13 protein-coding genes are annotated in these 13,183 nt (G+C 42.3%); 2 read left to right on the top strand and 11 right to left on the bottom strand.

The window, feature by feature from the left end; genetic code table 11:
- Position 1 precedes the first annotated feature (1 nt).
- Positions 2–769, bottom strand: a complete 768-nt coding sequence (locus K8B83_RS14100) for a DUF1538 domain-containing protein (RefSeq protein ID WP_283104356.1) — start codon at positions 767–769, stop codon at positions 2–4.
- 30 nt (positions 770–799) lie between these two features.
- Complete coding sequence (locus K8B83_RS14095) at positions 800–1,537, bottom strand: DUF1538 domain-containing protein (protein ID WP_188737062.1); 738 nt, start codon at positions 1,535–1,537, stop codon at positions 800–802.
- A 215-nt stretch (positions 1,538–1,752) separates the two neighbouring features.
- On the opposite strand from K8B83_RS14095, the gene K8B83_RS14090 reads away from it, so the two are divergent.
- The gene (locus tag K8B83_RS14090; protein ID WP_223417462.1) at positions 1,753–2,865 is read left to right on the top strand and encodes a TonB family protein; all 1,113 of its coding nucleotides are present in this window, start codon (positions 1,753–1,755) and stop codon (positions 2,863–2,865) included.
- Between the two features lie 20 nt (positions 2,866–2,885).
- On the opposite strand, the gene K8B83_RS14085 is transcribed toward K8B83_RS14090, so the two are convergent.
- The 5 genes from K8B83_RS14085 to K8B83_RS14065 form a co-directional block, all read right to left on the bottom strand.
- Positions 2,886–3,230, bottom strand: a complete 345-nt coding sequence (locus K8B83_RS14085; RefSeq protein ID WP_188737057.1) for a hypothetical protein — start codon at positions 3,228–3,230, stop codon at positions 2,886–2,888.
- A 308-nt stretch (positions 3,231–3,538) separates the two neighbouring features.
- A complete protein-coding gene (locus K8B83_RS14080; RefSeq protein WP_223420074.1) occupies positions 3,539–3,925 on the bottom strand; it encodes a CBS domain-containing protein in 387 nt (128 codons plus the stop codon).
- Positions 3,926–4,111: 186 nt separating this feature from the next.
- Complete coding sequence (locus K8B83_RS14075; RefSeq protein WP_188737051.1) at positions 4,112–5,851, bottom strand: GNAT family N-acyltransferase; 1,740 nt, start codon at positions 5,849–5,851, stop codon at positions 4,112–4,114.
- A gap of 13 nt (positions 5,852–5,864) precedes the next feature.
- Positions 5,865–6,764, bottom strand: a complete 900-nt coding sequence (locus K8B83_RS14070) for a UDP-2,3-diacylglucosamine diphosphatase (protein ID WP_223417460.1) — start codon at positions 6,762–6,764, stop codon at positions 5,865–5,867.
- A gap of 211 nt (positions 6,765–6,975) precedes the next feature.
- Entirely contained in the window at positions 6,976–8,007 is a 1,032-nt protein-coding gene (locus K8B83_RS14065; protein WP_188737046.1) for a Glu/Leu/Phe/Val dehydrogenase, read from the bottom strand.
- A 278-nt stretch (positions 8,008–8,285) separates the two neighbouring features.
- On the opposite strand from K8B83_RS14065, the gene K8B83_RS14060 reads away from it, so the two are divergent.
- Positions 8,286–8,726, top strand: coding sequence for a DUF4826 family protein (locus tag K8B83_RS14060; protein ID WP_223417458.1), 441 nt, complete (start codon positions 8,286–8,288; stop codon positions 8,724–8,726).
- Between the two features lie 58 nt (positions 8,727–8,784).
- On the opposite strand, the gene K8B83_RS14055 is transcribed toward K8B83_RS14060, so the two are convergent.
- The 4 genes from K8B83_RS14055 to mnmA all read right to left on the bottom strand — a co-directional run bounded on the left by K8B83_RS14055 (position 8,785) and on the right by mnmA (position 13,175).
- Positions 8,785–9,924: a ribosomal protein uL16 3-hydroxylase gene (locus tag K8B83_RS14055; protein ID WP_223420072.1), complete on the bottom strand. Its 1,140-nt coding sequence runs from the start codon at positions 9,922–9,924 to the stop codon at positions 8,785–8,787.
- Positions 9,925–10,010: 86 nt separating this feature from the next.
- Entirely contained in the window at positions 10,011–11,381 is a 1,371-nt protein-coding gene (gene purB, locus K8B83_RS14050; protein ID WP_223417454.1) for an adenylosuccinate lyase, read from the bottom strand.
- A 39-nt stretch (positions 11,382–11,420) separates the two neighbouring features.
- Complete coding sequence (gene hflD / locus K8B83_RS14045; protein WP_373284868.1) at positions 11,421–12,032, bottom strand: high frequency lysogenization protein HflD; 612 nt, start codon at positions 12,030–12,032, stop codon at positions 11,421–11,423.
- A 24-nt stretch (positions 12,033–12,056) separates the two neighbouring features.
- Positions 12,057–13,175: a tRNA 2-thiouridine(34) synthase MnmA gene (gene mnmA / locus K8B83_RS14040; RefSeq protein ID WP_223417453.1), complete on the bottom strand. Its 1,119-nt coding sequence runs from the start codon at positions 13,173–13,175 to the stop codon at positions 12,057–12,059.
- Positions 13,176–13,183 lie beyond the last annotated feature (8 nt).

The following is a 13,183-nucleotide window of genomic DNA, read 5'->3' as shown; positions in this document are numbered from 1 at the left end:
GTTACTCCTTAATCGCTTTACGTTTAGATAAATAATCAACGATTTGGGCATAACCCATTACGGTGATCATCGGAAATAAGCTGGCAAAGGCGATTAAACCAAAACCATCAATCAGCGGGTTTCGGCCTTCAACATTGGTGGCAAGCCCAAGGCCTAATGCCGCAACCAGTGGCACGGTGACGGTTGAAGTGGTTACGCCGCCTGAGTCATATGCCAAAGGTACAATCATTTTAGGTGCATAAAAGGTTTGAATAACAACAATCACGTAACCGGCCATAATGTAATAATGAATGGGATCGCCAACCACAATACGAAAACAGCCTAAGGTAATCCCAATGGCCACTCCAATCGCGACCGAAATACGCAATCCTTGAATACCAATGGTGCCAGCAGACACTTGATTGGCTTTAATGGCTACTGCTATGAGCGACGGCTCTGCAATGGTGGTGCTAAAACCAATAGCTGCGGCAAACACATATACCCAAAAATAATCTTGCCAAATAAAAGGTGCCTTGCTGCCATTTGGGTGTAAAAACTCGCTGGTGGTTAATTGGTTTGCCATGCTTTCGCCAATGGGGAAGAGTGCGAGCTGTAAACCGACTAAGAAAAAGGTTAATCCTATAATCACATACACAAATCCAAGCAGCACTTTGCGCCACTGGTTTACTGGGCGTTTAAGTACCCCAAGCTGAAAGCCAAACAAAATCACCGCAATGGGGATGACATCGCGGGCTGTAAGTAAAAGTGTCGTGAGCAATTCTTGAAACAAACGCACTCCTAGTTGCGTGGTAACGCGGTATTAATTTAAAAATACCATGCCGTAGATTAATACAAATATCATTGGGCTGAGGCTGGCAAAAGCTATCAATCCAAAACCATCTAACATTGGGTTTCTGCCTTTAATCACACTGGCAAGCCCCACACCTAATGCAGTCACTAAGGGCACAGTAATGGTTGATGTGGTGACGCCACCTGAGTCGTAGGCAATACCAATAATATTGGCCGGGGCAAAGCTGGTGAGGATCATCACTATTATGTAGCCACCAATAATTAAGTAATGAATCGGCCAACCTTTAAGAATACGCACAACCCCAAGCAAAATGGCCAGACCCACCGAAATGGCCACTGTAATTCGCAGTCCCATCGCGTAAGTGCTCATGGCCTGCTCATTGGCCTCAATCGCCCTAGCATTAGCGGCAACTTGTGCCGCTTCGTTAGCCACAGCTGTTAGTGCTGGTTCTGCTAATGTGGTGCCAAATCCCAATGAGAATGAGAAAATCACTAACCAAAAAACACTGCCTTTACGTGCGAGTGCTTCTGCTAATGATTCACCTATGGGGAATAACCCCATTTCTAAACCAAACACAAAAAATGTTAATCCCAAAACAATAAAGACTAAACCAACAAGGATAGAACCCAGCTCTGCAGGCGCTTGATGAAGGACAAATATTTCAAAAAAACTAACAACGAGAATAATAGGAATAAGATCTTTGAAACTGGCTAACATGGCTTGCATCAATTTAGCAATGGCTGACATTGAGTCTCCTTGTTAAACCGTTATTAAGGAATACAAATATTGGTGTTTAAAGCACCTTTACTTCAGTTTGACGTAGGTTAGATATTTGGCAACAAATTGATTACAATAATTTTTGGTAACGAGATCTCAGTCATAAAACGGCATTGATGTAGAGCGATCTGTTTATCTATTAAGTGATTTGAGTATAGGGAAAACACAAAAAGGAATTGATACCCATGCATACATTTTTACGTTTATCGGTGGTGAGTATTTTTGTCAGTCAGATGGCTAATGCTGTACCAACAGATACCGATCCGGCGGGATTCTCACACGCATACCAAGAGTACAACCAGGCTGTTAAAGCCAATAACCAAACAGACATTATCACCTATGCCAGGCAAGCTTATGAACTTGGCGCGGTAAAATTTGGCGTCGATAGCCTTGACAGCGCTAAGTTAGCCATAAACTGGGCTAACGCCATTGTTGAGCAATCGAAGCAAAAAAATAGTGGCAGAGTGGTTCAAGACAATCAGGTGGAAAAAGCTCAGCAATTATTTGAATTTGCGTTAGGTGTTTATCGTCAACTGCTTACTGAAAATGACATTGACATCATTGATCCTCTGATTGGTGTCGCACAAACCACAGCTGACGATGCCTATGCCAATAAAGTGTTGTTTGAGGCGATTGAGATTGCCCAAAAGTCGGATCATGAACTCACCGTAGCTGAAGTGAAAACCTTGGCATTTTACCGCTTAACGGGTACTGAGTTTTATACACGAACTGTGAGAAATTTCGCTGTTGATGCTTACGAAATTTATGTCCGCAAGCTACCAGAAAATGCAATAAAGCGTGTTAATGCAACATACCTTTATGGGGCGTTAAATGAAGCAATGGGCAAGCACACAAAAGCAATCGATGCATTAGTTGAGGTGATAAAACAATATCAAGCATTGCCTTATAGTCATCCGCATGAGCTGCGTGCTCATGCATTATTGGTTGATATTTATCAAAAGCGAGGCCAGAGAGACAAAGCTACTGAGCATTGTGTTGCTATTGGTAAAATGACGCCATGGAGTGAACAACAAGAGCAAACGCCCTTATTTAGAACCCCACCGGATTACCCCATGTCTTATGTATCTCGTGGTAAAAGTGGTTGGGTAAAATTACAATTTACCGTTGATGAGCAAGGTTTTGTTCAATCGCCACAGGTGCTTGAGTCAAAAGGCGGTAGCTTGTTTGAAAAAGAATCAATTGAGGCGCTAAGCCAGTGGCGTTATGCGCCTAAATTTGTCGATGGAAAACCGGCAAAGGGCACTTCTACAGTGCGTTTAGACTTTACCTTAGGCTGATAAGCCACATTGAGTATTGATTAACTTAATAAATACATACTCAACATACCCACACACACAACCACAAAGCCAGATTCGATGATGAACTGGCTTTTTTGTAGCTGTTGTTTACCTTGTTTTAAAATGGTCACCAGTTGATTTTGCTTGTATATACGGCAAGACACTAATGAGGTTTGCGGATCGGTGATGAGTTGAAAACGGCATTTTTTACCGTTGTCGAGTAGCACATCATGCATACTTTGTAAGCCAAAATTAAATTTGCGTGAGACTTCCTTGCCATTAATATACACCCGTTCTAGGCCACACCAATTGCTTGCTTGTAACTCAATATTGTCTTGATTGAGTAGGTAAGAAAATTTAATCATAATGTTTATCCTTCCATATGATAACTGCCTAAATTACCGATACAAACTTTGCGATGTTAAGGTTTTACGTGGTTCGATATCCTTAATACACTAATAAAAGCAGAGCAATGTGACATTTTCCAGCACACAAATATGAACAATTTAATAATTTCACTTATGTTATTGCTGGTTAAAGGAATATTTATTTTTAAAATTTTAGTTGCAAATTAACTGTGATTAGACAGGTGAATGTGATTGCACAGTCAAATTGCAGTGTGAGTTAGATTGTGTAATTTGTATGTGCTGTTGGGCAATATGATTTGGTAAAATTACGTGCTGCAATATGCCTTAAGTAGATCTTTCCAGGTAATAATACCCACAATGCGATTGTTTTCTAAGACCGGAAGACAGCCAATGTCGTGGTCTAAAATTAGTTTGCTTGCTTGATTAATAGTGCAATGAGGCGCAATGGTAATAGGATGATGACTCATCACTTGATGGACACGTTTTTGAAGGGTTTCGGTATCTCTTATTAACTCAGCCGCAGTCCCGAGGTTAGGACTAAGCGCGCGTAAAAAATCACGGTGAGATAAAATCCCACTCAGCTTGTCATCTTCGTCAAGAACCAACAAATGATGGAAACTAACATTATCGAAAATCTCTTTAGCCAATGACAACCTGTCATCCATATCAATGGTCACAACACGGGTTATCATAATATCTGCGACACAAATATGACGAGAAGTTGATTGCGCTGCTTGATCTGTTGCTTGTGCTAATGGATCTGTCGATGTTGTCATAGGTGACTCCCGCTCATTTATCTTTTTATATCAGATAAATAATAGCGTAACAATCATTTAACGCTCTACAACAACATCGTAATCGGTAAATTAATGGGCAACTTAAGAGGCTATTTGCCCTGCGGGCAAATGACCTGCCAGGTATTTTTGATATTTAATGGGTTTGAGTTGGTGAATATCCACCAAGACTAAGCCATCTATACAATCGCCAAATTCTGGATCAATACCAAAATCTAAAAATTTAACGCCCTGATTGTCGCACAGCTCACCATATTGTTTAAATAACGTGGGGACTGAAACTGCCATATTTGCTAACGTCCGTTTAAGTATTTTAAAGTTTTCTGCGTAGTCGCTACCGCTAAACATCTGCTGTAATTGCTCGATTCTTTGTGGCGTAAATTGATAAGCGTTAAATGAACTGGCTAGCACTTCGTCGGTGGCAAAGTGATGTTGATAGAAAAACACGAGCATTTCTTTTGCCTGCAACGGCATGCTGTCACTTAATGATACCGGGCCAAATAAATAGCGATATTGAGGGTGTTTTACTAAAAATGCACCGATACCTTGCCAAAGGTATTCTAGGCTTCTGCGGCCCCAATATTTGGGTTGTACAAAGCTACGGCCAAGTTCTAATCCCTGGTCGAAATAAGGTGTGAAGCTCTCTTTGTAATCAAACAATGATTGACTATAAAGTGCGTTTTCGCCCACCTTTTCATGTAACTCTTTTGCACTGGCAAAGCGATAGGCTCCGACGATTTCTAAATCATCTTTATCCCATAGTACTAAGTGTAAGTAGTGATTATCGTATTTGTCGGTATCTCTACGTTTGCCCGTTCCTTCACCTACAGCACGAAAAGCGATTTCACGTAAACGGCCAATTTCGCGCATGATGGCGCTACTGTGTTGATGCTTGTACAGGTAGATTTGTTTGTTGTCTTGGGTTTGCCCGAGTAATTCGCATTGAGATAATGCATGCTGTAATTCGCTGCGCTTTTCTGGGTGAGCAATGGCATTTTGAGTGGTAAATAATGGGCTGCGGTTTTTTCCGATCCGATATAAATGGTTTTTAAGCAATTTGACTTTGGTTTTTAACGGGAAATCTTGATTGTTAACCACTTCTTTTGCAATTAATTGCCCGATCCGCACCGGCATCACCTGATCTACTTGCTTGAACATTTCTTTGACTAACAGCAAGGTTGCGAGAGGTTTATATATCATTGATGCGCCATAGAATGTGGCTGAATTTTTGGCATCGACATATATTGGGAGTAGCGGGGCATTGCAGGCGCGTGCCATTTTTAAAAAACCAGAGTGCCAATGCAGATCTGTTACGCCTGTTGGGCGTAAGCGAGACACTTCACCTGATGGGAAGATAAGCACTGCACCTTCATTTTTAAGGTGGTGGTGTATTTCGTCTAAATGCTGCTTTGGCGTACCACCGGTCATATTTCGCACCGGCAGTAAAATTGAGTGCAGTGGTTTAATGGCCATAAGCAATTCATTGGCCACCACTTTAATGTCTGGGCGAACCTGGCTAATGAGTTTGATTAACGCTAACGCATCTAGTGAGCCAATGGGGTGATTGGCATAAATCACAACTCGTCCTTCATGGGGGATATTTTCAACTTCGTTATTAGGTACGCTGTAAGTAAAGTTTAAACAGGCAAGAATTTGCTCAACAAAGTCCACTCCCGATAAATGTGCGTGTTCATTGGCTATGTCATTACATTGTTTTTCGTGGAGTAAATAACGCAACATCGCCTTGGTTGGCGTGGCTAACCAGGGTTTGCTGTGCACATTTGGTAGGTTTTTCTCCACCACATTATCAACAGTAAATATCATGACCTAATCCTTTTTATGCAACGTGCTGTTTTTGAGGTGCGATTGGGGTTTCATGCAAATGACTTAGCTCAATACTGGTCACCGTTTCTGCTTGCAGGGTTTGTTCGTTCCATTTGAGCAGTTGAACGTTACCATCGTGGGTTTCTGCAATAAGGGTGCAGTTTTCAACCCAGTCGCCATCATTGGCATAGATAAGATGATGTTGGTTAAGGGTGTGCTGCGACAATTCGGGCTGGTGGATATGGCCGCAAATGACCATGTCGACCTGCTTTTTAGCCGCGTAACGTAAAACGGCATCTCGGTATTGATTAATGGCTTGCTGGGCTTTGTTGACCCTAAGTTTGATGTAACTGGCTAATGACCAATAAGGATAACCCAGGCTGCTTCTTACTGAATGAAGCTGGCGGTTTAACCACAATAATACGTCGTATAAATGATCGCCCAATTTAGCGTAAACACGGCTAACACACACTTGTGAGTCAAACTGATCGCCATGAAGCATCAAAAAGCGTTTGCCATTAATCGATTCATGTATGTGCTGTTTAGCTAATGTTACGCCTCGAAAGTGACTGTCAGCATAGGCTTTAAATGCTTCATCATGATTACCTGGTATGTAAATCACTTGCGTACCATTGGCCGCCAGCTCAAGTATCTTTTTGATGACCTTGTCGTGACTGTCTGGCCAGTAGACTCTTTTTTTAAGTGCCCATACATCGACAATGTCGCCAACAAGGTATAAATAGTCGCATTGGCTATGATTTAAAAAGTGGAGTAAAAATTCAGCCTTACAGTCGATACTGCCAAGGTGAACATCTGATAACCACATTGCATGAAAATGTTGAATTTTCGTTTTGTGGGTTAAATGTGATAAAGGCTGGCGTTGCTGATTACGTTTTTTACTCTGTGAAATCATCTGTCATTTACCCTAATACACAGATTGAGTCAGTGTTAATTAAGAGTAGGGCAGTTATTTGACGATTAAGTGAACGATTTATTGCAGCTTGATTAAGCTTGATCTTAACGTTGCGCTTAGCTTAAGTGCTTTAGCGTTGTGAGAGTTGAGTTATTTTGGGCAATAAAAAAGGGAAATACCTTGGTATTTCCCTCGCATTAATTAATCTTGTTTATCTTGCCGCATCAATAATGGCTTTGGCCATTTCGTCTGCGACCGAACCTGTGGTGCGATTTTCTGCATCTGCACGGCTAAAGATGGTTAACAAGGTATGATAGATTTGCTCAACTTTTGCTTTAGAGGCGGCAGCGTCATAGTTTTTCTCAAATGACACATTAATAATCCCGCCGGCGTTAATTACATAATCTGGTGCATACAAAATCCCCATTTGCTTAAGTTTTTCGCCGTGGCGTACTTCTGCTAACTGGTTATTGGCGCAGCCAGCAACAATAGTGGCCTTTAGTAATGGTAATGTGCTGTCGTTTAATGTGGCGCCTAATGCGCAAGGGGCATATACATCGACATCTTGGGTGTAGATGTCTTGTGGGGCGACTACAGTTGCGCCAAACTCGCTTGCAACGCGATCAAGTGATGCTTGGTGAATGTCGGTGACAATGAGTTCTGCACCTTCTTCATGCAGATGTTTACACAGGTAATATCCAACGTGTCCGACACCCTGTACTGAGACTTTAATGCCTTTAAGGCTATCAATACCGCGTTGATGTTTAACCGCTGCTTTAATGCCTAAATAAGTGCCTAATGCCGTTAATGGTGATGGGTCGCCTGATTTACCTTCCATGCCGGCAACAAATTCTGTTTCGCGGCTGGCTATCATGATGTCGGATGTTGATACCCCAACATCTTCTGCTGAATAGTATTTACCCCCTAAACTATTTACAAAACGTCCAAAGGCTAAAAACAAGGCTTCGCGGTCGGTTGTTTTTGGATCGGCGATGATCACGGCTTTACCGCCACCCATCGTTAAGCCTGCAAGTGCATTTTTGTATGTCATGCCGCGCGATAGACGTAACACGTCAGTTAAGGCTTCATCGTCTGATTGATAGTTCCACATACGGCAACCGCCAACGGCTGGACCAAGGTTTGTGTTGTGAACGGCAATAATGGCTTTTAATCCACTTTGCTTATCATGACAAAATACCACTTGTTCGTGTTCATCGAACGAAACATGATTAAATACTGCCACGTGAAATCTCCGCTTGCTGTTTGTAAAAGTAAAGTGATTTACTGAGCGTTTGAGTACATAAGGTACAAACGACTGCTTGTTATATTTATTGCAGCACGATAGCATTTAGCGATACTCTCAACAAAGCATGATTTGGTTATTTTTGTGATTAATGTGGCAATTTAGCTTGCCACTTTACGTAAACGTAAAGTAACTTATGTTTCATCATTGTTTTTGAGATTGAATTTTAGGTTAATTCTTGTTCTAACCTGAAAAATAACAATAAGATAGGAAGTATTATGACTGAAGAAGTTTCAGAGCCAGTAACCGAACCTAAAGTAGATCAAGAAGCGCTGAGACAAGAGTGGGTGCGTACTCAGTTTCAAAAAGCCAATCGCTTTTTAGCTGAAAAAGGTGTGATCCCAAGTAATGTGCTAGCCAGTGAAAGTCGCTATCTTGCGCCTTATTTAGCCATTTGGAAAATGGAATCTAAACAACCTAAAAAACAAACTTTTTGGGTGATGTCAGGTGATTTACCATCAGATTATGTAGACGTTAAAGTGGCGGCAACTGCGCGTGATGCTATTCGTCATTTTTCATTGATGTGGCAGCTCAAAGCTGAAAATCTCCATCAATCTGGCGCCACACGTGATGAGACACAACGAAAATTTGCTCAACTATTGGTCTCTCGTGCTGAAAGCCTGCACAGAATGCATCAAGATGAAAAACTTTGGGGTTAATATTCCAAACATATAAAAAAGGCACCTCATTTTAGGTGCCTTTTACTTTATCCAAGCTTTAGCATTCGTCTTCGGCTAGGTAGTACAAGCCTTGATTAATCAACTGAGTTAATAGCTCAAGTAACCCTGTATTTTCAACTAGCTCGCCAGCTTGCTCAGGCATAATGCTAACGTTATTGGCTAAAAACATTAATTCGGTTTCGCTAGTCTCTGCTAAAGAAAACTCTTCGCCATTAATAAATAACCGCGCTTGGCTGTCTTGCTCAAGACGTAATACCTTTAACCCCCCAATGCGCTGAATAATTGCACCTTGTTCTATGGCATCTATTAAGTCATCGCTGCTTAATGGCTCTTCGCCTTCGCATATATCGAGTTCAAAACGATTTTGACTCAATAATTTGCCAAGCATGGTTTGATAGGCTTGAGGATCTTGAGCAAGTTGTACTAATAAATCCATAATACCTTGTTGATGCGTTTGGCTGATCACGCCTGGAGTTGCTGGCTCATCTGAAGAAATAAAGCGCTTGTGGCCTTGATTATTGTCGATAAGGCTGTCAGCAAGTTGAGTTAACAGTTCTTGTTGGCTCGGCGCTCTAAAACCAATGGAATAAGACATGGCTAAGGTGACAGTTTCGCCGCAATGCGGGTATCCGGGCGGAATATATAGCACATCGCCTTTTTGTAAAACCACATCAATTATCGGTTCAAAATCGTCCACTAATGGCGAGTTTTCATTACCGCCACGGCGTTTATGTTGGCCTTTGTCACCGACTTTCCAGCGACGCTCGCCTTCACCTTGAATAATAAACACATCGTAGTTGTCGATGTGTGGCCCTACGCCGCCGCCTGGTGTGGCAAACGACACCATTAAGTCATCAAAGCGCCAGTCGGGTAAAAAGCGAAATGCTTCAACTAAGGGTTGAGATGCAGGATACCAATGGTTAACGGCCTGAACTAGCAATTGCCAGTTGTCTTCACCAAATTGGTCGTAGTCTTCAAATGGGCCTTGAATGACATCCCAATCATCACCTTTTGTGACCACTACGCGTGAAGATATTTCTTCTTCACAGGCGAGGCCGGCAAGTTCGTCTGCGGCAATGGGGTCTTCAAAATCAACAAACGCCTGTTTGATTAATAGTGGTTTCTGTTGCCAATGCTGTTTAATAAAGGCTTGGGTATCAATATTTAATGTGTACATCATTGACCTCAGATAAAGAGTGGTAAATCCAATAAAAAAGCGGTCACAGATGCGACCGCCAAGATTAACTAGTATAAATTAAATGACTATTTTAGCTCGTCGACAAAGGCTTCTGCACGGCCGATGTAATTTGCTGGGGTCATTTTTTTCAGTTCAACTTTCACCTCTGCAGGTAATTCTAGGGCATCGATAAATACAGCAAGTTGCTGTGCATCGATACGCTTACCACGTGTGAGCTCTTTCAATTTTTCATATGGCTTTTCAATGCCATAACGACGCATCACGGTTTGTACAGGCTCTGCTAATACTTCCCAGTTTTTATCTAGCTCAGCAAGCAGTTGTGCTTCATTGACTTCTAATTTGCTAATGCCTTTTAACGTTGCTTGGTAAGCAATAAGTGAGTGCGCCATACCGACACCAAGGTTACGCAACACGGTTGAGTCAGTTAAGTCGCGTTGCCATCTTGAAACCGGTAATTTAGCCGCTAAATGCTGCATTAATGCATTTGCAATACCTAGGTTACCTTCAGAGTTTTCAAAGTCGATTGGGTTAACTTTATGCGGCATGGTTGATGAACCAATTTCGCCGGCAATGGTGCGCTGTTTAAAGTGACCTAATGCAATATAACCCCAAATATCACGATCAAAATCGATAAGGATGGTGTTAAAACGCGCAATGGCATCAAATAGTTCGGCAATGTAATCATGCGGCTCAATTTGGGTGGTGTAGGCGTTCCAGTTAATGCCAAGACTGGTGACAAAACGCTGTGACAGCTCATGCCAGTTTACTTCTGGGTAGGCAGAGATGTGGGCGTTATAGTTACCCACAGCACCGTTAATTTTGCCCATAATTTCAACAGCATTGATTTGCTTTAATTGGCGCTCTAGACGTACGGCAACGTTGGCCATTTCTTTGCCGAGTGTAGACGGTGATGCAGGCTGACCATGGGTGCGTGACATTAAAGGCACGCTTTTGTTGTCATGGGCGAGCTTTTTAATGGCATCAATAATTTGTTGGCAATGAGGTGCTAACACTTGCTCGCGTGCTTCTTTTAACATTAAGCCGTGCGATAAGTTGTTGATGTCTTCTGAGGTACAGGCAAAGTGTACAAATTCGTCAATGGCGACAAGCTCGGCATTGTCAGCAATTTTTTCTTTAATGAAGTATTCAACCGCTTTTACATCGTGGTTGGTGGTGCTTTCGATGGTTTTAACGCGAAGTGCATCTTGCTCGCTAAAGTTATCTTTTATGCTGTCTAGTAACGCGAGTGCGGTTTCGCTAAATGGGGGAACTTCTTCAATCTCTGGGCAGCTAGATAATAGCTTTAACCAGTTGATTTCAACTTGAACACGGTACTTAGTAAGACCGAACTCGCTGAAAATCCCTCTTAATGAGGCGGTTTTACTACCATAACGACCGTCTACCGGAGAGATAGCAGTTAGTGCGGAAAGATCCATTTGAAGCTCCTTGATGAACTTTGTTGTAGGGTGAATCGATTAATTATTATTTTGGCTTTTTTTGGCGATATCAAATATCGCTTTTCTGGCAAACACTAAATGGCGACGTTTACCGCCTAATTGGCGCCATAATACTGCACTGCGCATGGCGGCGAGCAGTAGGGCACGTATTTTATGTTGTACTATGGGTTGTTTTAAACAGTCAGGATTTCCTGATATTTGCAGTTTAGGCCCAAGTTCGCTGATGATGTCGCTATATATGCTGGCAAAGTTGGCAATAACTTGCTCATCGGTAATGGCAAAATGAGTTAATTGGCGATGAATTTGATTTATTCGCTCAGCAAGCATGCCTAAGCCATTTGGCGAGCGTGCGAGTTTACGCTCTAATGCAAGTATACCGACTAAATAGCGCGTGGTTTCGACATCTTTATTGCTGCCATCGCCCAGTTGATTTTGTATTAACTGATAGCCTTTATCTAAGATACTTTTATCTTGATAGACATCGGCAGTGGCTTCAGGCTCGGTGACTAAGATGGTATGTAATGTTGCCGCTAGTGTTTCTTTATCACTTTCACCGTGGCGCGCTAAATATTGCACCTGACCAATGGCCTGTAAAATACCTGCAAAGGCCATTGTGCGTTCAAATAAAATACTGTCTTGATTATGGCTCACGATTTACCCTCGGATCAGCGTATCGATAATACCGCCGCCTAAACAAATTTCACCATCATAAAATACCGCTGACTGGCCTGGCGTAACGGCTGCAACAGGTTCATCGAATGTTACGGTAATATTGTCTGGATCGGTATAAACTATCGTACAGGCCACATCGCGTTGGCGGTAACGAGTTTTTACTGTGATGTTGCTGTTATTGGCAGGGCCTTTACGGTCAACCCAGTGTAGTTGGTTAACGGTCATGCCATGTGACATAAGGCGAGGGTGATTAGCGCCTTGTGCAACGACTAACACATTACGAATTAAATCTTTTTCGACCACGTACCACGGGTCTTCGCTGCTGTTTTTTAAGCCGCCAATCCCTAAGCCTTTACGTTGGCCAAGGGTGTGATACATCAACCCTTGATGAGTACCAATGACTTCGCCTTCAGCTGTTTCAATGTCGCCGGGCTGTGCGGGTAAATAAGTGGCAAGAAAGTCAGTGAATTTACGCTCGCCAATAAAACAAATGCCGGTGCTGTCTTTTTTGTCGTGAGTGATTAAACCCATTTTTTTGGCAATCTCACGCACTTCATGTTTTTCAAGCTCGCCTACAGGAAATAAACTGCGTGCTACTTGTTCATGGCTTAATGTGTATAAAAAGTAGCTTTGATCTTTATTGCCATCAACGCCGCGGAGCATTTCAACACTGCCATCGCTATTGTCACGACGACGAACATAATGGCCCATGGCGATGTAGTCGGCGTCTAAAATCTCGTCTGCAAATTCTAAAAAAGCTTTGAATTTGATTTCTTTGTTGCACATGATGTCAGGGTTAGGCGTACGGCCTGCTTTGTATTCAGCTAAAAAGTATTCGAACACGTTGTCCCAGTATTCAGCGGCAAAGTTGACGGTATGCATTTTAATACCAAGCTTGTCACACACAGCTTGTGCATCTTTTAAATCATCTGCAGCAGCGCAATATTCGTCGGTATCGTCTTCTTCCCAGTTCTTCATAAATAGACCTTCAACCTCGTAGCCTTGCTGGATAAGCAAATAGGCCGAAACTGAAGAGTCCACACCGCCGGACATGCCGACAATGACTTTTTTACCATGAGAAGTTGGGTTGATTGATGTCATAAATCCTA

It is taken from the genome of Shewanella inventionis (genome assembly GCF_019931735.1).
Lineage (GTDB): Bacteria > Pseudomonadota > Gammaproteobacteria > Enterobacterales > Shewanellaceae > Shewanella > Shewanella inventionis.
This window is presented reverse-complemented; position numbering and strand designations above follow the sequence as displayed.